14 protein-coding genes and 1 pseudogene are annotated in these 19,107 nt (G+C 70.7%); 10 read left to right on the top strand and 5 right to left on the bottom strand.

All coding sequences use genetic code 11. The features are described 5' to 3' along the window. Positions 1-147 precede the first annotated feature (147 nt). Positions 148-2,808, top strand: a pseudogene (locus tag ACFVUY_RS39845) (amino acid adenylation domain-containing protein); the annotation flags it as partial. A gap of 282 nt (positions 2,809-3,090) precedes the next feature. On the opposite strand, the gene ACFVUY_RS39840 reads toward ACFVUY_RS39845, so the two are convergent. Both ACFVUY_RS39840 and ACFVUY_RS39835 read right to left on the bottom strand, forming a co-directional pair. Next, positions 3,091-4,395 carry a condensation domain-containing protein gene (locus tag ACFVUY_RS39840; protein ID WP_387736925.1) on the bottom strand — a complete coding sequence of 435 codons (1,305 nt, stop codon included), beginning with the start codon at positions 4,393-4,395 and terminating at the stop codon, positions 3,091-3,093. Continuing rightward, positions 4,392-5,597 carry a MalY/PatB family protein gene (locus ACFVUY_RS39835; RefSeq protein ID WP_387736924.1) on the bottom strand — a complete coding sequence of 402 codons (1,206 nt, stop codon included), beginning with the start codon at positions 5,595-5,597 and terminating at the stop codon, positions 4,392-4,394. Before ACFVUY_RS39835 ends, ACFVUY_RS39840 begins: the two co-directional genes overlap by 4 nt. A gap of 390 nt (positions 5,598-5,987) precedes the next feature. On the opposite strand from ACFVUY_RS39835, the gene ACFVUY_RS39830 reads away from it, so the two are divergent. The 4 genes from ACFVUY_RS39830 to ACFVUY_RS39815 all read left to right on the top strand — a co-directional run bounded on the left by ACFVUY_RS39830 (position 5,988) and on the right by ACFVUY_RS39815 (position 14,182). Further along, entirely contained in the window at positions 5,988-8,519 is a 2,532-nt protein-coding gene (locus ACFVUY_RS39830) for an amino acid adenylation domain-containing protein (protein ID WP_387736923.1), read from the top strand. Between the two features lie 558 nt (positions 8,520-9,077). Beyond that, a complete protein-coding gene (locus ACFVUY_RS39825; protein ID WP_387736922.1) occupies positions 9,078-11,045 on the top strand; it encodes a B12-binding domain-containing radical SAM protein in 1,968 nt (655 codons plus the stop codon). A 738-nt stretch (positions 11,046-11,783) separates the two neighbouring features. Continuing rightward, positions 11,784-13,565 carry an acyltransferase gene (locus ACFVUY_RS39820; RefSeq protein WP_387736921.1) on the top strand — a complete coding sequence of 594 codons (1,782 nt, stop codon included), beginning with the start codon at positions 11,784-11,786 and terminating at the stop codon, positions 13,563-13,565. Then, complete coding sequence (locus ACFVUY_RS39815) at positions 13,565-14,182, top strand: hypothetical protein (RefSeq protein WP_387736920.1); 618 nt, start codon at positions 13,565-13,567, stop codon at positions 14,180-14,182. The genes ACFVUY_RS39820 and ACFVUY_RS39815 overlap by 1 nt, the downstream gene beginning before the upstream one ends. 445 nt (positions 14,183-14,627) lie before the next feature. Here the strand turns inward: ACFVUY_RS39815 and ACFVUY_RS39810 are convergent, their stop codons facing one another. Both ACFVUY_RS39810 and ACFVUY_RS39805 read right to left on the bottom strand, forming a co-directional pair. Then, positions 14,628-14,828, bottom strand: coding sequence for a hypothetical protein (locus ACFVUY_RS39810; RefSeq protein ID WP_387736919.1), 201 nt, complete (start codon positions 14,826-14,828; stop codon positions 14,628-14,630). A gap of 93 nt (positions 14,829-14,921) precedes the next feature. Beyond that, positions 14,922-15,098, bottom strand: coding sequence for a hypothetical protein (locus ACFVUY_RS39805; RefSeq protein WP_387736918.1), 177 nt, complete (start codon positions 15,096-15,098; stop codon positions 14,922-14,924). An 85-nt stretch (positions 15,099-15,183) separates the two neighbouring features. On the opposite strand from ACFVUY_RS39805, the gene ACFVUY_RS39800 reads away from it, so the two are divergent. From ACFVUY_RS39800 to ACFVUY_RS39785, 4 genes are all read left to right on the top strand, one after another. After that, on the top strand, positions 15,184-15,621 hold the full coding sequence (locus ACFVUY_RS39800; RefSeq protein ID WP_387736917.1) for a hypothetical protein: 438 nt from the start codon (positions 15,184-15,186) through the stop codon (positions 15,619-15,621). Between the two features lie 25 nt (positions 15,622-15,646). Then, positions 15,647-15,943 carry a hypothetical protein gene (locus ACFVUY_RS39795; protein ID WP_387736916.1) on the top strand — a complete coding sequence of 99 codons (297 nt, stop codon included), beginning with the start codon at positions 15,647-15,649 and terminating at the stop codon, positions 15,941-15,943. An 8-nt stretch (positions 15,944-15,951) separates the two neighbouring features. Further along, on the top strand, positions 15,952-16,272 hold the full coding sequence (locus tag ACFVUY_RS39790) for a hypothetical protein (protein ID WP_387736915.1): 321 nt from the start codon (positions 15,952-15,954) through the stop codon (positions 16,270-16,272). Between the two features lie 352 nt (positions 16,273-16,624). Next, positions 16,625-17,305: a hypothetical protein gene (locus ACFVUY_RS39785; protein ID WP_387736914.1), complete on the top strand. Its 681-nt coding sequence runs from the start codon at positions 16,625-16,627 to the stop codon at positions 17,303-17,305. 56 nt (positions 17,306-17,361) lie between these two features. Here the strand turns inward: ACFVUY_RS39785 and ACFVUY_RS39780 are convergent, their stop codons facing one another. Then, positions 17,362-17,622, bottom strand: a complete 261-nt coding sequence (locus ACFVUY_RS39780; RefSeq protein WP_387736913.1) for a hypothetical protein — start codon at positions 17,620-17,622, stop codon at positions 17,362-17,364. 401 nt (positions 17,623-18,023) lie between these two features. On the opposite strand from ACFVUY_RS39780, the gene ACFVUY_RS39775 reads away from it, so the two are divergent. Next, the gene (locus tag ACFVUY_RS39775) at positions 18,024-19,016 is read left to right on the top strand and encodes a hypothetical protein (RefSeq protein ID WP_387736912.1); all 993 of its coding nucleotides are present in this window, start codon (positions 18,024-18,026) and stop codon (positions 19,014-19,016) included. Positions 19,017-19,107: the final 91 nt, after the last annotated feature.

Below are 19,107 nucleotides of genomic sequence, written 5' to 3'. Positions count from 1 at the left end.
GAACGGCGAGAGCCGAGTCCCCGGCGAGCCATACGCCCCCGCGCCTGCGCCGCGGGGCGACGAATCCTCCTCGGCCCCGTCGGTGCCTGTCCCGGCCCGGCGGTCAGTTCGACAACGATGGGAAGTGACGTCATGAGCGACACCGCGGCTCACGACATGGCGGCAGAGACTCTGCCCGAGCTGTTCGCGGCCCAGGTGGCCCGCACCCCCGACGCCGTCGCGCTCGTCGGCGCCGATGCATCCCTCACGTACGCCGAGCTGGATGCCAGGGCCGGCCGACTGGCGCGGTCGCTCATGGCCAAGGGGGCGGGGCCCGAAACGGTCGTGGCGGTCGCGGTGCCGCGATCCGTGGAACTGCTGGTCGCCCTCCACGCGGTGCACAGGGCCGGGGCCGCCTACCTTCCGGTCGATCCGCTGCTGCCCGCCGAGCGTGTACGGGAGATGACCGAGGACGCACGGCCCGTGCTGATGCTCGACAGCGAGGACGTCCGGCGGATGTCGGAGGAGGGCGCGCCCGGGGCGGACGAGACCGGATGGCCCTCGCCGCACCCGTCGAGCACCGCCTACGTCATCTTCACCTCCGGATCCACCGGCCGGCCCAAGGGGGTGGCCGTGTCCCACGAGGCCATCGTCAACCGCCTGCGCTGGATGCAGGCGGAGTATCCGCTGGGCCACGACGACCACGTCCTGCAGAAGACCCCCGCCGGATTCGACGTCTCCGTGTGGGAGTTCTTCTGGCCGCTGTGCGTCGGCGCGCGCCTCGTCCTGGCCGGGCCGGACGAGCACCGGGATCCCACCCGGATCGCCGAGCTGATCCGGGCGGAGCGGATCACGACCGTGCATTTCGTCCCGTCCATGCTGCGTCACTTCCTCGAAGGGCCGACGGCGGCCCAATGTGATTCGCTGCGCCGGGTGTTCGCGAGCGGCGAGGCGCTCTCGGCCGATCTGCGGTCACGGTTCTTCCGCCTCCTGGACGCCGAACTGCACAACCTCTACGGGCCCACCGAGGCCGCGGTGGACGTGTCCCACTGGCGCTGCGGCCCCGGCGACCCACCCGGCCCGGTGCCGATCGGCGCCCCGGTGCGCAACACCCGGCTGTACGTTCTGGACGAGCGGCTGAACCAGGCCGCGCCCGGTGCGGCCGGCGAGCTCTACATCGCGGGTGTCCAACTGGCCCGGGGGTACGTCAACCGGCCGGGGCTGACGGCGGAGCGGTTCGTCCCCGATCCCTACGGCCCCGAAGGCAGCCGGATGTACCGAACCGGGGATCTCGCCCGGCGGGACCCCGACGGGGTCCTGCACTACCTGGGCCGCGACGACCACCAGGTCAAGGTGGGAGGCGTGCGCATCGAACTCGGCGAGATCGAAGCGACGTTGGCCCGGCACGCCGCGGTCGCCGACGCGGTGGTGGCCGCGAGGCCCGACGAGGCCGGCGGGACGCGGCTGACCGCCTACCTCGTACCCGACCCCGTCGAGGCCGCCGCGCTGCGGAACCTGTGCCGCCTCGAAGAAGCCGGGCTCCTCGACCGGAAGGACCTGCAGACGCTACCGAACGGCATGGCCGTCGTCGCGCCCAACCGGTCGGAGGCGGACTTCCTGTACCGCGAGATCTTCGAGGAGGGCGAGTATCTGCGGCACGGGATCACGCTGCCCGACACCGGGGCCTGCGTCTTCGACGTGGGCGCGCACATCGGGTTCTTCTCGCTCGCGGTGGCCCGCTCCCGTCCCGGCAGCGTGGTCCACGCGTTCGAGCCGATTCCGCAGCTGTTCCGCATGCTCGAACTCAACACCCGGCTGCACGGGGTCGACGCCAGGCTGTTCCCGTGCGGCCTCGCCGAAGAGGCGGGTACGGCGTCGTTCACCTACTATCCGCAGCTTTCGATAATGTCGGGGCGATTCGGCGACATCGCCGAGGAGCGCGGCGTCCTGGAGGCCTTCGTCCGCAACGAGCAGCCGATGCGGGAAGCCCTTCCGCACAGCGGCGCGGCGGATCTCGACAGTCTGCTCACGGAGCGGCTGCAGCACACCGACGTGACCTGCGAGCTGCGCACGCTGTCGGACGTCATCGACGAGACCGGTGTGGAACGGATCGACCTGCTCAAGATCGATGCGGAGAAGAGCGAACACGCGGTGCTTCTGGGGCTCCGCGAGGAGCACTGGGACCTGGTCCGCCAGCTGGTCATCGAAGCGCACAACACCCCGGGCCGGATCGACTGGATCCGGGGCCAACTGGAGGAGCGGGGGTACCGGGTCACCGTCGACGGGCTGGCGATGCTCGCGGAGACCGGGCTGGTCACCCTCTACGCGGTCCGCGGCGGGCAGCCGGCCCCCGGTGGCGGGGACAGTGCCGCACCGGCGCACCGCGGGTCGGGTTGGTCGTCCCCGGATCCGTACGTCGAGGACGTGCGGCGGGAAGCGGAGCTCCGGCTCCCGCCGCAAATGGTTCCGGACCACTTCGTGATCGTCGACGCGCTTCCCCTGACGGCCAACGGCAAGCTCGACCGGGCGGCACTGCCCGCGCCCCGGCGCCGACCGACCGGGAGAGCGGCCGCTCCGCGCGACACGACCGAGGCGCTGCTCCGCTCCCTGTTCGCCGACGTGCTCGCCGCACCCGACATGGGGATCCATGACGACTTCTTCCGCCTGGGCGGCAACTCGTTCGACGCGATCCGCCTGGTGGCCCGGATCCGTGAGGCGCTGGGTGTCGCAGTGACCGTCCCGAGCCTGTTCAAGGCCCCGACCGTGGCCGCCTTCGCCGAACTGCTGGCCCATGGACCCGACGGAGCCCCGTTCCCGCTCGACGCATGACCCTTCCGCTTCGACCGACACGGCAACCGAGGAGCCGGGCCGCCGCACCGAGGGACTCCGAACACGTCCGCCGGGCCGTCGGATCCGTCACGGTCCCCTTCGGGACCTGCGGCGAGCCCGGCAACGCCCGGGCCGGCGGACAGTCCTGCCCCTGCTGAACCGCCGCTCCCGTCCGGGCACCCGGACGGGAGCGGCTCGCGGCACGGCGGACCCCTGGAAGCTGCCGGGGACGGTGGACCCCGGCTCCCTGACCGGCCTACAGCAGGCGCATCGACGTGGTGGTCATGCGGGAGCTTCCGAGGAGAAGGAGCGAGGCGTGGCCGACGTCGTGGCCGGCGGGGCGATCTCGGCGAGACGGCTGTCGAAGGCGCGCAGCAGATCAGGGAGCCGTTGCGGCCAGGAACCGGTCAGCGGAGCCTGGACGACGCATTTCAGGGTCCCGTCGGGCAGTTCGCACACCTGGAGCTGAACCTCGGCGACCGCGCCGACCGGCGGCACCGGAACGCTGTGCATCCTCACCGGACCGGCCGGATGCTCGACGCGCCGCCAGTTCTCGAAGGCGAACAGCGCCTGGTAGACGGGCATCCGACCACCGGGGACCGTCTGCACGGCCCGGACGATCTCGTAACGGGGCAGCGCGGAGCCCAGGATGCTCTCCCGCACGGCGGCCCAGACCCGCTCGACCACCCCGGGTGCGGACAGCTCGGGCATCCGCACCGGCAGGATGTCGATCAGGCAGCCGAGTTCGTCCGCCTGCCCGGCCGAGCGGGTGGCCACCGGTGTGCCGACGCAGAAGTCGGAGCCGCCGGTGATCTCGGCCAGAGCCCGGCCGTACGCGGCCAGCAGCACCGCGAACGGTGAGCAGGCGCTGCGCCTGGCCTGGTCGCGCACCGCCTGCCAGGTGCTGGGCGGACAGCTGGTTCGGAGCTCGGCCGACCCACCTGCGGCGAGCTCGTGCTGGTTCGGCGCCGGGCTGCCGTCCGGGGTGGGCAGGTCGGCCGCCCCGGTCAGCAGGGCGCGCCAGTGCGTGGTGAGTTCGGCGTGCTGCGCCGGCGTGAGCTCCGCGGCCTCCGCTCGTTCCAGCACGGGCAGATCGGTCGCGACGCCGTCGACGGCCCGTGCGTAGGCGCGCGCCAGATCGGCGGCGAACACCTCCTGGGAGAGGCCGTCGAAAGCGATGTGATGGACCGCCAGGAAGACGGTGGCGCCCTGTGCGTCCGGGGCGACGGCGGCCCTGTGGACGCGGCCCGCGGCGAGATCGAAGGTGTCGGCGTTCAGCAGGGTGGCGGCCGCCTCCTCGAAGCCGGTGCCGGGCCCGAGGCGCAGCAGCGGCTCCGCGACCGGCTCCGCGAGAACCTTGCGGACCACCTGCTCGTGCTCGAAGACGAAGGCGGTGCGCAGCGCCTCCTGGCGGCGCGCCACGGCCGACAGCGCCGCGTCGAGGGCGGGGAGATCGAGCGGGCCGTGGACGCGGACCTGGGCGAGGATCCAGCCGGCGGGGCTCGCCGGGTCGATCTGGTCGGCGAGCCAGAACTGCATCTCCAGGGCGGAGGCCGGCTGAACCCGCACCGTCGCGTGGTCAGTCACAGGAAAGCTCCTTGTCCGTGCCGTCGCAACGCGGCGCTCATGCGTTCCAGGGTCTCTTCCAGGACCTGCGGGGACGTGCCGAAATTGAGCCGTACGAATCCATCGCCGCCGGCTCCGAAGGCCGGACCGGAGAAGAGGAGCACCTTGGCCTCGTCGCGGAAGAAGGGCATGGGGTCCGGGCCGATCCCCAGCTGCCGGCAGTCGAGCCAGGCAAGGAAAGTGGCCTCCGGAGTCCGACATCGGATCCTCTCCGGGAGCCGCTCGGCCAGCAGCCGACGGTTCCGGTCCAGGATGGCCAGCACTTCGTCCAGCCAGGCATCGCCCGAGGTCCAGGCGGCCTTCAGGGCCTCGACCGCGAGCACTCCCACTTGGCCGAAAAGCAGCCCGCGCCGGGCGTCGACGGCATCCCGTACGGCCCGCGGTCCTATGTGTGCCAGCGCGCAGCGGATCCCGGCGAGGTTGAACGCCTTGCTCCCCGAGGTGAGGGTGACGGTGCGGGCGGCGATCTCCGGGCCGAGCGAGGCGAAGGGAACATGCCGGTGCGGGGCATGGGTCAGATCCGCGTGCACCTCGTCGGAGATCACCAACAGGTCGAACCTGAGCACGAGTTCCGCGAGCGACTCCAGCTCGTCACGGCGGAACACCCGGCCGGTGGGGTTGTGGGGGTTGACGAGGAAAAGCACACGGCAGCGCCCCGAGCCCTCGTCCGCCGCGGTCCGCTCCATGAGCGCGGGATCGAACTCCCACCCGCCCTCGCCCTCCTGGAGCGGAACGGTCAGCGCCCTGCGGCCGATCCTCTCGATGACATCGACGAACGGCGGGCAAGCGGGGGTGTGCAGAAGTACCGCATCGCCGGGGTCGGTGGCGACCTGGAGCGTCGCGAGCATCGCCTGGTTGATGTCCGTGAACAGCCGGACGTGCGTGGGATCGGGCCTGTGGCCGTACCGGTGCCGCGTCCGCTCGGCGAACACCTCGCCGAGCGGGCCGCCGCGGCTCTCGTCGAACCACGGGGGGTAGCCGAGATCGCCGTCGGCGCGGCGCAGCAGGGCCTGGCGTATCGCGGGTGCGGTCGGAAAGTCCATGTCCGCGACCCAGGAGGCCAGCATGCCGTCGCCCGCGGTGGCCCACTTCTCCCCGTCCCGCTGTGACAGGCGGCTCAGTTCGAGGGAGTCGAGAGCAGTTGACGAAGTGTCGGCCTTCATAGTCCTGTTCCGTGTTGGTTCGATGGCACAGCGTTGTGCGGACCAATGCCGGTGCGGTGCCGCACGACGGAGAGGAGGCCGGTACGGAAAGCCCGCGACAGGAAACCGATCGCCCGGCAGACCTCCTGCGGCCCCCCGGCCCTCCAGTCGCATCCCCATAACCCTGTTGGTCTACACGGGAGTTCCCCGAGTACGTCATGGTTGCCCTACGGGGGGGAGCACACAAGGTTATGCGCCAGCCTTCGACCGCGAACGTGTGACGTCGGCCACATTGCGGCGTTCGCGACCCGCCGATACTGTCGCCAACAGCGCCTTCCTCAGCCCGGATTGGACGCTGAGGCTGGTCGCTCGCAAAGCTTGGAGCCTCCTGGCCCGGCAGTCGGTGCGCACATGCGCCCATCCGATATTCACAGTCGAATTACATCTGCGATGTCGAGAATCTGTGACAGGAGACAGGAATTGCCCTCCCATGCTGCCCAAATCCCTGCGGACCGGCCGCGTGGCGTCGACGCGCCCCGTTGCACGGGGGTAGTACGCCGAGACATTCCCGGTCTTTACGCCGGCGCCGTCAGGGATGTGGCGGCGTCCTGCGCGACCGCCCCGGAGAGTGTGCTGCTCGCCGGCTTCGCCGCGCTGGTGTACCGGTATTCCGGCCAGAACCAGGTCGAGTTCCACGTGCGCCGCGAAGGAGGTGAGGACTCGCTGCTCCGCTTCTCCGTCACCGGGGAGAGCACGCTCCGCGGACTGACCGGTGCGGCCGGTGCCGCGGCGGCCCCCGGGAAGGAGCCCGCGCGCATCGGCGTACGTTTCGGTGCGGATCGGGCCGGCGAGGGCGATCGGCCGTACGAGGTCGAGTTCGTGCTGCCCGGGGCCGGGGCGGCGTCCCGGCCGGCCGCTCTCCACTTCGACGAGCGACTCTTCGACACGGCGACCGGCGACCGGCTGCTCGCCCACTTCCAGAACCTGCTCGAGGACGGCGCGAACCGGCCGGACCGGGCGCTGGCGGATCTCGTGCTTCTCACCGGGCCCGAGGTGCACCGGATCCTCGTGGAATGGAACGACACCGCTGTCCAGCTGCCCCGCGAGGAGAGCTGTCTGCACGAGGCGTTCGAGGAGCGGGCCGCGCGGTCCCCGGAGGCCGTCGCCGTGATCCAAGGAGCGACCCGGCTGACGTTCCAGGAGATCAACGTCGCGGCGAACCGGCTGGCACATCATCTGAGGGACCTGGGCGTCGGCCCCGACGACCGCGTCGGCCTCTACCTCGAGCACTCGCCCGATCTGCTGATCTCGATGCTCGCGGTACTCAAGGCCGGCGGGGCCTATGTGCCACTCGACCCCGGCTATCCGCAGGCCAGGGTGTCCACCATGATCACCGGTGCTTCCTGCGTGGCCCTGATCAGCCACAGCGAGCTCGCTGCCGCTCTGACCGGGGAGGACTCCGTACGGCAGGAACTCCTGGTGTTGTTGGACCGCGAGACCGCCGCCCTGTCCGCCCGGCCCGATCACGATCCGAAGCCCCAGGCCGGGCCGGACAACCTCTGCTACGTGATCCACACGTCCGGTTCCACCGGAAAGCCGAAGCCGATCGCGCTGCGCCACCGGGGCGTGACGAACAACGTCGAGGATCTCAACTCCCGCTTCGCCGTGGGCATCGGCGACAGTGTCCTCGGCCTGTCGTCCCCGAGTTTCGACATGTCGGTCTACGAATTCCTCGGGATGACGGCGGCAGGCGGCACGCTCGTCCTTCCCGCGCCCGGCCGGGCCAAGGATCCGGCGCACTGGGCCGAACTGGCGGCGGACCACGGCGTCACGGTGTGGAACACCGCACCGGCGCTGCTGGAACTGGTACTCGATCATGTCGAGCGCGGCGGGGGTGACGGGCCCTCACCGGTGAACGCACTGCGGCTGATCATGGTCGCCGGAGACTGGATCCCGCTGAAGCTGCCCGGACGCGCCCGCGGAGCCGCGCCCGATGCCAGGTTCATCTCCCTCGGCGGGGCCACCGAGGCCTCGATCTATTCGACGATATTCGAGGTCGAGGCCACCGACCCCACCTGGAGGAGCATTCCGTACGGGCGCCCGATGGCCAATCAGCGCACCTACATCCTGGACGAGTCGCTTCAACCCGTTCCGCCGGGTGTGACAGGCGAGTTGTACCTCGCCGGCGTCGGCCTCGCGCTCGGCTACCTGGACCAGCCCGCCTTCACCGCCGAGCGGTTCGTCGAGTGGACGTACGGCACGGTGGCCGACGAGCGGCTGTATCGCACCGGCGACCTGGCGAGGTTCGGTGCCGACGGACTGATCGAACTGATCGGCCGGACCGACCTCCAGGTGAAGATTCACGGGCTGCGGGTGGAGCTGACCGAGATCGAGTCCGTACTCCGCGACCATCCTCAGGTCAAAGAAGCGGCGGTGACCGCACAGCCCGATGCCGTCGGCGTCCCGGTCCTGGTCGGGTATGCCGTGCCGCGCGACGGTGAGGTCCTGGACCCGGAGGACATCCGCAGGACCCTCGCGGCCAGCCTCCCGGCGCACATGGTTCCCGGCACTGTGCTCGTGCTGCCGGCCATGCCGCTGAGCCCCAACGGGAAGCTGGACCGCAAGTCGCTTCCCACGGCCCCCTCGCCGCACGAGGAGCGCCGTGGCGGCACCGTGCCCGTGGGTGCCGAGCCCAGCGGGCCGTGGGAGAAGCGGATCGCCGCGGCATGGCAGGACGTTCTGGGCATCGATGCGATCCGGCGTGACGACGACTTCTTCGCCCTGGGCGGCGACTCGATGACGGCCATGCGCAGCATGGCGCAGGTGCCCGAGCTGACGTTGGTGGCTCTGCACCGCCATCCGACGCTGCAGAGCCTGGCCGCGTATCTTCAGGCCACGGCCGCTCCGCCCGGGGCGGGGAACTCCGACGCCTGCTCGGTCTGACGGACCGGGCAGGAACCGCGGCACACCGGCGGTGGCCGGCCGTGCGGGCCGGATGCCCGGGCGTCCGTCCCGCGGGTACCAGCCCGCGAAGTCCTCGTCGCACCACGGCCCGTCCCGCCGGTCTCCCACCCGCATCGCCGTCGTACCGCCCGGGTTGCCCGCCCGCGGCCGCCTGTGAGTTCTTCGACGCGGGCCCGGAACCGCCCGGCTCGGTCGGCCGGTTCGCGTTCGCGGAAAACCCCGGTCGAAATCCTTGGCCGGCGCGCACGTAAATGACCGAGGACATGAAATTTTGAAGACACGACCCAGTAGGGTCGAGTAAGATCGCGGGTGAGTTCGAGGTCGTTCCGGGCGGGCCCTCGATCGAAGAGCTGCTGGACCGCCACAAGAAAAACGCGGCCAGGCTTTGAGAATGTCCCAATCCGTGACGGATCGGGATGTGTGTTTTCGGGAGAACAGAAGGACGGAAATGTCCATCGATGGCCCGCCGGAGTAATCGCGTCATTGATGCCCGTGTTCGGGGACAAGATCCTGGAAGAACCAGAATCCGGAGGACCGATGGCCACGCACGCTATTCAGAAGATAGATTCGGGGCGCGGTGGCATTCAGATGCACCGCCCGGGGGAAGTGTCCGATCCGGACGCGTTCCGGGAACGGCGTCTGACGCGCAGGCGCCGGCTGTTGGACGACCTGGCGAGTGCGAGAACGGACACCCGCTATTTCCCTGTGCTGTCGGTACTGGCGCCCGTCATGACCCAATCCGAGGGTGAAATCACCTATCCGGGCGACCCGATGTGTCTCTACACGGCGCTGAGCGCTGCCGTGCACCGTGCTGTGGCGGACGCCGGCCCGCTGGAGGACGCCGTGCACTACAGCGACCTCGCGCCCGAGTGGACCCGGTTCCCGTCCAAGGAGTACCGGCTCTCCGCCAGTGACGACGGGTACCGGGCCTACGGCACGTCACCCAACACCGACCAGACGGTGTTCGACCCCCGGGTCTGGGACGACGCGGCGCGCACGAGATGGCTGCGGCTGCTGCGCGAGGTCCGGCCCAGGGTCGTGCTCATCAGCTCCGTGTCACCCGCGCACCGCTACGCGCTCGACATCGCGAGGCTGGTCAAGCGCGAGGTCCCGGATGCCTTCGTCATCCTCGGAGGCCGTCATGTGGACGAGACCGTCACCTGCACCCCCGACGGCCGGGCCCTCGTGTGCGAACCCAGCAGCACGGTGACAGTCATCCAGGAGGGCAAGGCTCCCCAAGTGGTCGACGCCGTCGTCGGCGGCGAGGCCTACTTCGCCGTGGACCTGCTCATGCGGGCCCTCGCCCTTGCCACCGATCTCGACCGGCGCTGGGTGGACCGTGACCAGGTCCTGCCGTGCCTGCAGGGGCTGCTCGCCGAAGAGGGTCCCGTGCCCGGCACGTCGGTCGTCGTCCTGGCGGCGGGGGAGACCTTCGATGCCGTTCCGCTCCGCGGCCGAACGATCGACCTCGCGTCCTTACCCTCGCCGTACGAGGCATTCGCGATCCGATCCCGATTCCCCATCTTCACTCGCCCCGGGACGGGGGAGGTGATGCGCACCGCGCACTTCATGGTCTCCAACGCCTGTCCGTACCGATGTAACTTCTGCTCCGAGTCGTCGCAACTCGGCACCGGGCTCAAGCGGTTCAAGAACGATGCGACAGGTGCGGCGGCGGAGCGGGTCTGTGAATACGTCGGCTACGGCGCCGAGTCGCTCTTCTTCGACGACTCCGTCTTCTGGAGCGGTCGGTACCGGGACATCGAGAACTTCTGCGAGGAGCTCAGCCGGATCCGCCGGGACGAGAGCGGCTCACTCGAACCGCGGTACCGCAGATTCGTTCGCGAGGACGACGATGTCCAGCGGCTGCGCGACCTCCAGTGGGGTGCTCAGCTGACCGTCGACACCCTCGTCGCGCTGCATTCGGCCGAAGAATCGTCAAAAATCCTGCGAAAGATGAAGGACGCCGGATGCAGCTACATCTACATCGGCATCGAGAGCATGTCGACGCAAGTCATGAACAACATTCACAAGAATATCCGCCGGGACGAACGGAAGCCCTGGAGGGAAAAGGTCAGGGAAGCCGCGGCCCTCGTCAAGGCGCAGGGCCTGCAACTGGGAACCTCCGTTCTTTTCGGCCTCGACGGTGAGACACGGGAAAGTATCGACGAGACCATCCACGAAGTGGGCCGTCTCATCGACGACAAGCTGATCGATCTGGCCAGCCCGAACATACTCACCTACCACCCCGCGACACCGGTCACGCGCCAGCACGGCATGCAGGACCAACTCGACTACCACTCCCCGCGCATCGACAACCGGAAGCCCTATATCTATTTCGAGGAAGCTTTTCCCGGTGTCGTCTCCGTCCTCCTCACCGAGGACGACATCTGGCACATTCACAGGGAGACCGAGAAGCGCTGGGGCGGGGCCCGCAATGATGCCGCCGCAGTTCCTGTCCAGGAGGAGCAGTCCGACAGTCCCCAGCATGTCCCCGCCGGACCATGACGACATCTGAAGGCGCCCAGAGGCTCCGGACATGGCTCACAGGACCTGCCCATGGGGATGCACGACTCGATCGCTGCTGTAGGACAACACCGGCGAGGCGGCCCTGCGGACACCGCACCTGCTGGTCCTCGACGACGCGCAGCGCCTGCCGGCACCATGCCTGGGGTGCCTGTGCCGCCGCCTGGTCCAGGACCTCGATGCCCCAACCACCCTGGTCCTGGCCGGAACAGTCGGCACCGAGGCCGTACGACGCGTCCCGGAACTGGCCTCCCGCGTCCTGGCCCGCCGCCACATCCCCCCGCTGACGCCGGCCCAGGCCCTGGCCGTCCTCCCGGCGTTCCACTCCCTGTGGGCACGGATACCGCCACGCGAACTCGCGCGAACCGGCGGCCAGGGCGCCCGAGGGAACTTCCGCACCTACGCCCAGCTCACCGCGCACATCATCGACACCGTACTGACCGACCCGCTCGCCTGCTCCGGCAGCGCCCTGCTCCACAGGGCATGGCACCGCCTCAAGGGCGCATGAGTGGAGCGCCGAAACCCAAGGCGCCCCGCCCCGAGAGCCATCGACCATCAGGGCAGCCCCCGCTGACATCTCCTGCGGAAACCTCACCCGCAGGCACTGGTGAGGCCCGCCGTATCGCCAAGCGTCAATGAGCCGCCCACCCAACCACCCGACCCGGCGACCCCATCCATGCTTAATGGAAAAATTCCATTAAGCATGGATAGAATGCTTGCATGACGCTCAGTACGTTGGAGACTCTGCGGCTCACCGTCGCCGCGCTGCGACAGCGCACGGGGGAGAACCAGCGCGAGCTGGCCGCCGCACTCGGGCTGACCCAGGACAAGGTCAGCCGCCGTCAGTCCGGCGCCCAGCCCTGGTCCCTGGACGAGGTCGACGCCCTTGCCCGCCACTGGGGCATGGGACCACTCGACCTGCTCGCCGGGCCCACCCACGCCGCCCAGTCCCTCACCTGGCCCCCCGGCACCGCCGCCCCGCCCCCGTCAGCGCCGACCACCTTCGCGCCCACCCTGGCCGCCGACGTGCCGCCGGCGCCAATCGCCGTCCCCACCCCGCCCACCCAGGCGCCCCCCACCGCTGTTCCGGCCACCTCGGTCGCTTCGGTCGCTGCCCCCGCCCCCGTCCCGGCCGGGGTCACGACGGACTACGACCGGGGCCCGGACGGCGCCCCCGCCCTCCACCCCCCTGCACCGTGCGAGCGGTGCGGCCGGCCGGTGGCCTACCGGATCGGCGGCCGCCCGCTCCACCTCGGCGGCTGGTGCGCCCCCGGGGCCATCCCGGCCTCCGGCCCCGCGACTCCGGCGGCCCTGCCCGACCAAGCCACCGTCCAGCAGCCGCACTCCACCGCCGTCCCCGGCACCCCGACCGCCGGCGTGGACCAGGCCGTCGCCGTCCCGGCCACCCTCGCCGACGCCGTGCCCACGGCCCCGGCCTCGGCGTCGTCCGCCGCGCCGTCCGCTGCTCCCCGTTCGGGCCCGACGGCCCGCAGCCGTGAGTACGCCGGTACCGGTCGGGAGTTGGGCTTCTACCTCGACATGATCACGATGGCGGTCGAGGAGGCCCTGGAGGAGCACGACGGGGACACCGAGGCGGCGGGCGCGGCGCTGGAGAAGAAGGCCATTCCGAACGGAATGGACCTCTTCGACAAGACCCGTGTGGGCGCGGTGTACGAGCACACCGTTTACCCGGAACGCCTGGAATTCCTCTCCAAGAAGTCCCGGAACGGCGCCGACGATATCTGGGAGGGCCGCCACAAGTGGGAGAACGGCCCGCTGATGGCCGCCCTCAAGGCCGGCGCCGACCCGGTGGCGGTGGACGTCCTGGACACCAACGCCGCCTACTGCTCCGCCCTCAAGACGCACCTGCCGATCGGCGCCCTGCAGCACCGCCCGGACGGCGGCTGGGACCCGAAACGCTCCGGCGTCTACCTGCTGCCCAAGCGTCCCGCCTGGAAACACCCGCACCTGCCCGACCCGATCGGCAACCGCCACGAAGCCGGGCCCGTGCTCCTGGACGAGGCCACCGTGCGCCTGCTGATCCGCTGCCACAAGCTCGGCCTCACCGACGCCCCGCACATCACCGAGGCCTGGACCTCCGGAGCCACCGAGGGCCTGCTGGAGAAGTTCCGCCGCGTCCTCACCATCGCCCGCGAGAACGCCATCCGCGACGGCGACACCGTCACCGAAAAGTACATCAAGGCCATCTACGCGAAATTCGCCTCCACCATCGGCGAATCCGCCTACAACCGCGACCTGCGCCGCCCCGACTGGATGCACATCATCCGCTCCCAGGCCTTCGCGAATCTCTGGTACAAGTCCCAGCGCGCCCACAAGGCCGGACTGACGATCGTCGCGCTGCGCGGCACCGACGAACTCCATGTCACCGGCGGCGAATGGCGAAAGGGCGCAGGTGGTGTTTTCGAAGAGGGCCGCCTGACGACACAGCTGAAACTCAAGGACCAGTACACCCTGCCCCGCACCCGGAACCGGAGCGCCTGATGTCGACCGACGGCTGGAAGAACTTCGGCCGCTACGGCGCCGACCGCGACCGCGGGAACGTCCACGGGAAAATCGCCCTCGGCCGCGCCCTGGAGGACGCCGTGGAGCGCATGATCATCGACGGCGGCATCAAGTCCCCGCCGTCCACCCGCCGGGGCCTGACCGCCCGCATGCGCTACCTCATGTCCCACAAGGGCGGCCACCAGGCCCTCGCCGACGCCGGCATCACCGCCCACCCCGACACCCTGCGCGCCTGGACCCGCGGCAAGCAGCACCCCCGCCCCGCCAACCAGGACGCCATCGACACCGCCTACTGGAACCTGCGCGCCGCCAACGTCCTGAACAACCCCGCCATCCTCAAGGCGCACCTCAACCGCGACGGCCGCGGCACCCGGGTGGAGATCCACCCCATCGACCAGACCCTGGTGGACGAGCCCCGCCGCCGCGACATCCGGGTACGCACCGTCCAGGTCCGCTACGTCTGGGACGACGCCGTCGACGCCCTCACCACCGGCGACGCCGACAAGCTCGAAGAGATCTGGGATGACGTCATCGCCGACCTCGACAGCGACTACGGCGCCTACCAGTACGTTTCCCACATCGGCCTCGGCGCCTGACACCAGGCACCCAATGCAGGTTCCGCGTCTCCATGCGCAACGGTCGCGCCGGATGCGCACTCGATGCGCAATTCTGGGCCTGCGTGCGCAATGGATCTCGTGACCAGCGTCGATGCCGAAGGCGGTCCATCGTCAGACCACGGCGCCCCGAGGGATTGCGTATCCCCGGCCGACCGGACGACTGCGCATCGAGCCCGGATTCCGGTGTTTCCGCTGGAACCAGTGCGCACGGAGTCGCGGGCCCTACACCCAACAGGCCCCGACGCCCGTTCCTGGGCGTGGGGGCCTGCTGGGTGTAGGGCCCGGTCGGCGGGATGGCATGTTCGCGGCCGAAAAAGCCCAGGCCTGGCCTCCCACCGGCCGGGCCCCGCGGAACACCCCCCTGCTCCCCGGGACCCGGCCGGGCTGCGCTCCGTTCCTGGACGCTCGGACGGAAGGCGCGGGTCTACGGGGCGGTGTGCCTGCGGCGGCGGGCTCGGGCGGCCTGCTGCATTTCGGCCTCGGCCAGGTGCCGACGGCCGGCGGCAAGGTCTCGGCGGACCTGTTCTTCCACGGCGGTGAACGCCTTGTAGTAGGTCTCGTCGTACGTCGTCCACCCCCGGCGGCCGACGGTGCTCCTCGTCCCGTTCTTCGGTCCCGACGTCATCTGCCACCGATGCCTCCCGACGTGCTCGCGCGACCCCCCTTCACCGTCGTCCGGCCGGGGAGTAAGCGCATACGGGAGAGGGCCGACCGGCGGTCAGGCCGCCGGCTCCTGAGTGGTGTCCGGGCGGGCGGCCTGCTTGAGCTTCATTTCAGCCTTGTGCCGGTTCTCGGCATCGCCCCAGTACGAGTGGGAGTACAGCTCGGCGCCGACCGCGCCCCGCTTCTCGGCCTTTCCAACCTCGCCGCCACCCGCTACGTCCCGTCCGCACACCCGGAGAAGAAGAACGGCCCCATCGCCTCGTAGAGCTACGACCGTGGGGACCGACAGGGCAGCGAGGCGGCGGCGGACCGTGAGCGTGAGCAGCAGCCACTACGTCGAGTGGCACCTGCCTGGCTATGACCCGATCCTGGAGCTGGGCGTGGCGCCCGCGTGGCTCCAGGTCAGCGAGCAGATTCCGACTACAGCACAGGGAATGATCATGGCCAACGTCACATGCTTTTCGGTCCACCCAGAACAACAGTCCATCCCGCCCGACGGGACGGTCTTTTTCTCGGTAGGCCCGGATGATCGTCTCGGCGGCGCCGCGATCACGGCCACTGTCCAGGCAGGCTCAGGCTCGGGAAGGACCGTGTTTGCCGAGGTGATACAGATGGCCACGCGGAGTCAGATCGACTTTCCTGGACCTGCGACGAGCCACTTCCTCGACATCGTCGTCAGGAACAACGGTCACGTCAGCGACGACGCCGCGACCATCGACTTCTACGACGTTTTCATCACCTCTATCACTCCGTAGCTCGCTCCGGCGGTGGTTTCAGATAGTGGCACCACCGGGCCGCCGGCCAGCGCAGCCACAACTGCGAGCCGCGCTGCGGGCCGGCTACGGCTACCCCGGCGACGCCGAGCGCCTGGACACCGAACTCGCCGAGCAGCCACTACGCCGGGTGCCGGTCGACCGGCTCGACCAGGTCGACCAGGTCGACCAGGTCCCCGCCGTCGTGGACCTGGTCGCGGTCGCCGAGATCGTCGCCGCCTACCGCGGCCGCGTGCTGCTCGCCGCCGACCCGGAGACGTCCGACGCCGTCGACCAGGCCGTCGCCGACCTGCTGGCGCGGTAGGGCGCCGAGTGACCGACCAGCACCAGCAGCCGGACCCGGCAGTCGCCGTGGTCACCGACCGCGCCGCCCGGCGCGTCAAGGAGCTCGGCGCCACCAAGGGCCTGGAGACGCTGCGCGCCGAACTCGCACACCGGCCGCGGCTCGGCCGCCCGATCCGCACCGTCACCGAGGGCGGTCAGCAGGTCGAGCTGTACTCCACCCGGATCGAGGGCGACCGGGCCGAAGGCCGGCCCGGTCTCAACGTCGTGCACGCCTACGCCCCCGTCCCGCCCTGGCCACCGACCGTACGGATCGCAGCCGTCGTCCCCGAAGGCCCGCCGCACCCGTAGAGCCGGGCCGGCGGGCCGCGCCCGCTACGCTGCTGCCGGTGCCCGCCGGACCCGAGACGCACAATCCGGGCCATCACCGGCGGGCGCCGTCGCGCCGCCGTCGGCCTGGGACAAGGCTGCGACACCCCTGTCCCAGAACGCCCGGTATACCCGATTCGCTGGGACGGTCCTACCCGAAAACCCCAGGTCACGCTGTTCTGCATCCGGACCTGGGACAAGGCTGGGACAACCGGCCGACGGCCTTCGTCAGGGCTGACCCGTCTCGTCGAAGTTTGACGAGTCTCATCGGAGTTTGACCGCCTGGGATTCGTCTCATCGGAGTTTGATGTCGCAGGTCAGGTACGGTGCGGGCATGATCGAGAGTCTTCCTCCCGACGCTGACATACCAGGTGAGAAGCTGCTGGCTGGCTACTTCGTCGCGGTTCCCGAGTCGTTGAACGGCTCGGGCCTGCCCAGGGTGGCGGGGTTGACCACGGCGTCCGGCTGCCTGGTCGACCGGCTTCCGGAGTACGGGTGCTGGTTCGCCAGCGCGTCGGAGGCGTTGGAGGCCTGCGGGTCCCTCCTGGTGCCGACGGGGGCCCGCCTGTACGCCCTGCTGGTGCCCTCCGACCATGTCGACGGCTTCGCCGCTGACATCCTCACGGCCGGTACGGATGAGCCGGTGCTGCTGGCGCACCTCGACCGCCGGGCCGGTCTGCCCGTCGGGGAGGCAGCCGAGGACGGGCGCGAGCTCGGCTGGGAGGTGCTCGGCTACGACCACGGGCTGCTCCACAGCTGGCTCTGCAACGACCTGTACGACGACGGCCTGCGCGAGCTCGGCGTGGGCACGGACGCACGCGGCCTGCCGCCCAGACGGGAGGACGCCGTACGGGTCGCCGCCTGGGCCAACGCGCGTGGTGACACCAAGCCGGTCACCTGGTTCCCCGGCGCTCTGATCGAGTGGGACACCCTGATCGAGGGCCGGACCGGCCCCGTCACCCCCGAGGCCCCGACGCCTCCTGTCGCACGGTCCTGGTGGCGCCAAATCCTCTAGCAGGCCCAGGCCGAGCCGCGTGATGGCGGCACCGGTCAAACTCCGCTGAGACGCCGTCAAAGTTCGGTGAGACGGGTCAAGGGCTCCCGGAACCGGACCAGCGGCGGGTGCTCCACGGCGTCCGGGTCGGTGTGCGGGTCGTAGACGGCGAGCCCGGCCGCCCGCACCCGCTCGGCGATCCGCAGCCACTCCCGGTGGTCCGCCTCGGAGGTGAGCACCGAATGGTCGACGTTCGGGTCCTCCAGCGCCAGGCCCCGGACGTGCTGGAGCTGCTCCAGTGCCTTTTCCACCGCCCGGTCGATCTCCGGCGGCGTCATCCCGTCCGCGGCTCGTCCGCGGGGTGGGCCAGGACGGTGGTGGTGCCGAGGCGGGCGCTGTCCGGGGGCCGTTCCCAGGGCGCTGACAGCCGTCCTGGAACCGCCCCGGCCCAGGCCCCGCCGACCGGACGGGCCCTGGCCCGGGACCGCTCCGCCGGGGCCTGCTCGCCCTCACCGCGGTGACCGTCGCCCGGTGGACGGCGAGACCCGGCCACGCCGGACCGACCGTGACGACATCCGCACCCCCACCCAGGCGCCGGCCTCGCCCGCGCCAGGTGGAGAAGGACGCCAGCAGCCCGCTACGGTCGGTGCCGACCCCGACACACCCTGGGCCGATACCACCCGGTGGCGGCCGCCGTTGAACCACACAGCCCGCCGTCCCGGCCACCAGGAGACCCGCGTTGACCGACCCCGCCCGCCCCGCCCCCGCCGCCCCCGTGCGGCTGGAGCTCTTCCCCCAGCGCAGCCGGCCGATGCCCGACCGCCAGACCGGCCTGGGCCGCGCGGTCCTCGACGACTCCTCGCAGGCGGACGGCGCGATCTGGCTGCGCTGGACCGACCGCGACGACATCCGCACCCTCCACCATGGCACCGGCCTCGCCCGCGCCTGGATCGAGAAGAACGCCTGCGGCCTGAACGGCTGGGCCGCCCTGATCGACGGCCGACTCGTCGTCACCACCGACCACGACGGCCGGCGCGAACCCGTCCTGCACACCGACGCACAACAGGCCAAGGACACGCTGCGCACCGCCCTCGCCCGGCACCCCGCCGGAGCCGACCAGGACGATGCCGGGGACGGGGAACGCGCAGGGACCGGAGGCCGGGAGTACGACCTGCTCGACGCCGCCCCCGCCCGCATCCGTCGCCGGGCGGCCGGGATGACCGTGCCCGAGATCGACCGGGCCCTGGCCGCCGCCCAGGACGACCTGCGGATCGCCGACCGGCACGCCGACGCCGGCGACGAGACCGCCGAACTCCGAGCCGCTGCGGCCGTCGAGGAGTGGCAGCGCGTACGCGGCGAGGCCGCCACCACCCTGCCCAAGGTCTACGACCCGGAGCACGACCTCTCCCTACGGCGGGCCCTGGCCACCGAGCAGCACCGCCAGGACATCGCCGACCGCGCCCGCGAGGCCGCCCACCAGACCGACCAGGCCGCCGACGCCGCCCACGGGGCCCTGGCCGGCCCCGCCGCCCAACCCCTCTACACCGCCCTGGAACGAGCCGGCCTCTACACACTGACCGACGACGACCACCAGGCCGTCCACGACCTCACCCGCCACCTCGACCCCACCACCCTGCGCCAGGTCATGACCTGGCTGGAGCGCGCCCGCACCGGCGCCCTGCGCGGCACCGAACAGACCCCGCCCGCCCGCCCCAGGGTGCGCCGGAGCTGAGCTTGACTCTGTCGGGGATCTTGGTGATTGGCTGCGGGTGATCATGATGGTGCGCCAGTCTCGCGGGTGCACGATGACCGCGAGATTTCCG

It is taken from the genome of Kitasatospora sp. NPDC058063, assembly GCF_042885395.1.
In the GTDB taxonomy this organism is placed as follows: Bacteria; Actinomycetota; Actinomycetes; order Streptomycetales; family Streptomycetaceae; genus Kitasatospora; species Kitasatospora lactacystinica.
This window is presented reverse-complemented; position numbering and strand designations above follow the sequence as displayed.

What these genes read in the sequence shown, in the direction of transcription:
- ACFVUY_RS39810 (WP_387736919.1), bottom strand. Translation starts at nt 14,828, where the DNA reads ATGACGTCGGGACCGAAGAACGGGACGAGGAGCACCGTCGGCCGCCGG.
- ACFVUY_RS39815 (WP_387736920.1), top strand. Translation starts at nt 13,565, where the DNA reads ATGTCGACCGACGGCTGGAAGAACTTCGGCCGCTACGGCGCCGACCGC.
- ACFVUY_RS39820 (WP_387736921.1), top strand. Translation starts at nt 11,784, where the DNA reads ATGACGCTCAGTACGTTGGAGACTCTGCGGCTCACCGTCGCCGCGCTG.
- ACFVUY_RS39780 (WP_387736913.1), bottom strand. Translation starts at nt 17,622, where the DNA reads ATGACGCCGCCGGAGATCGACCGGGCGGTGGAAAAGGCACTGGAGCAG.
- ACFVUY_RS39825 (WP_387736922.1), top strand. Translation starts at nt 9,078, where the DNA reads ATGGCCACGCACGCTATTCAGAAGATAGATTCGGGGCGCGGTGGCATT.
- ACFVUY_RS39830 (WP_387736923.1), top strand. Translation starts at nt 5,988, where the DNA reads ATGCGCCCATCCGATATTCACAGTCGAATTACATCTGCGATGTCGAGA.
- ACFVUY_RS39835 (WP_387736924.1), bottom strand. Translation starts at nt 5,597, where the DNA reads ATGAAGGCCGACACTTCGTCAACTGCTCTCGACTCCCTCGAACTGAGC.
- ACFVUY_RS39785 (WP_387736914.1), top strand. Translation starts at nt 16,625, where the DNA reads ATGATCGAGAGTCTTCCTCCCGACGCTGACATACCAGGTGAGAAGCTG.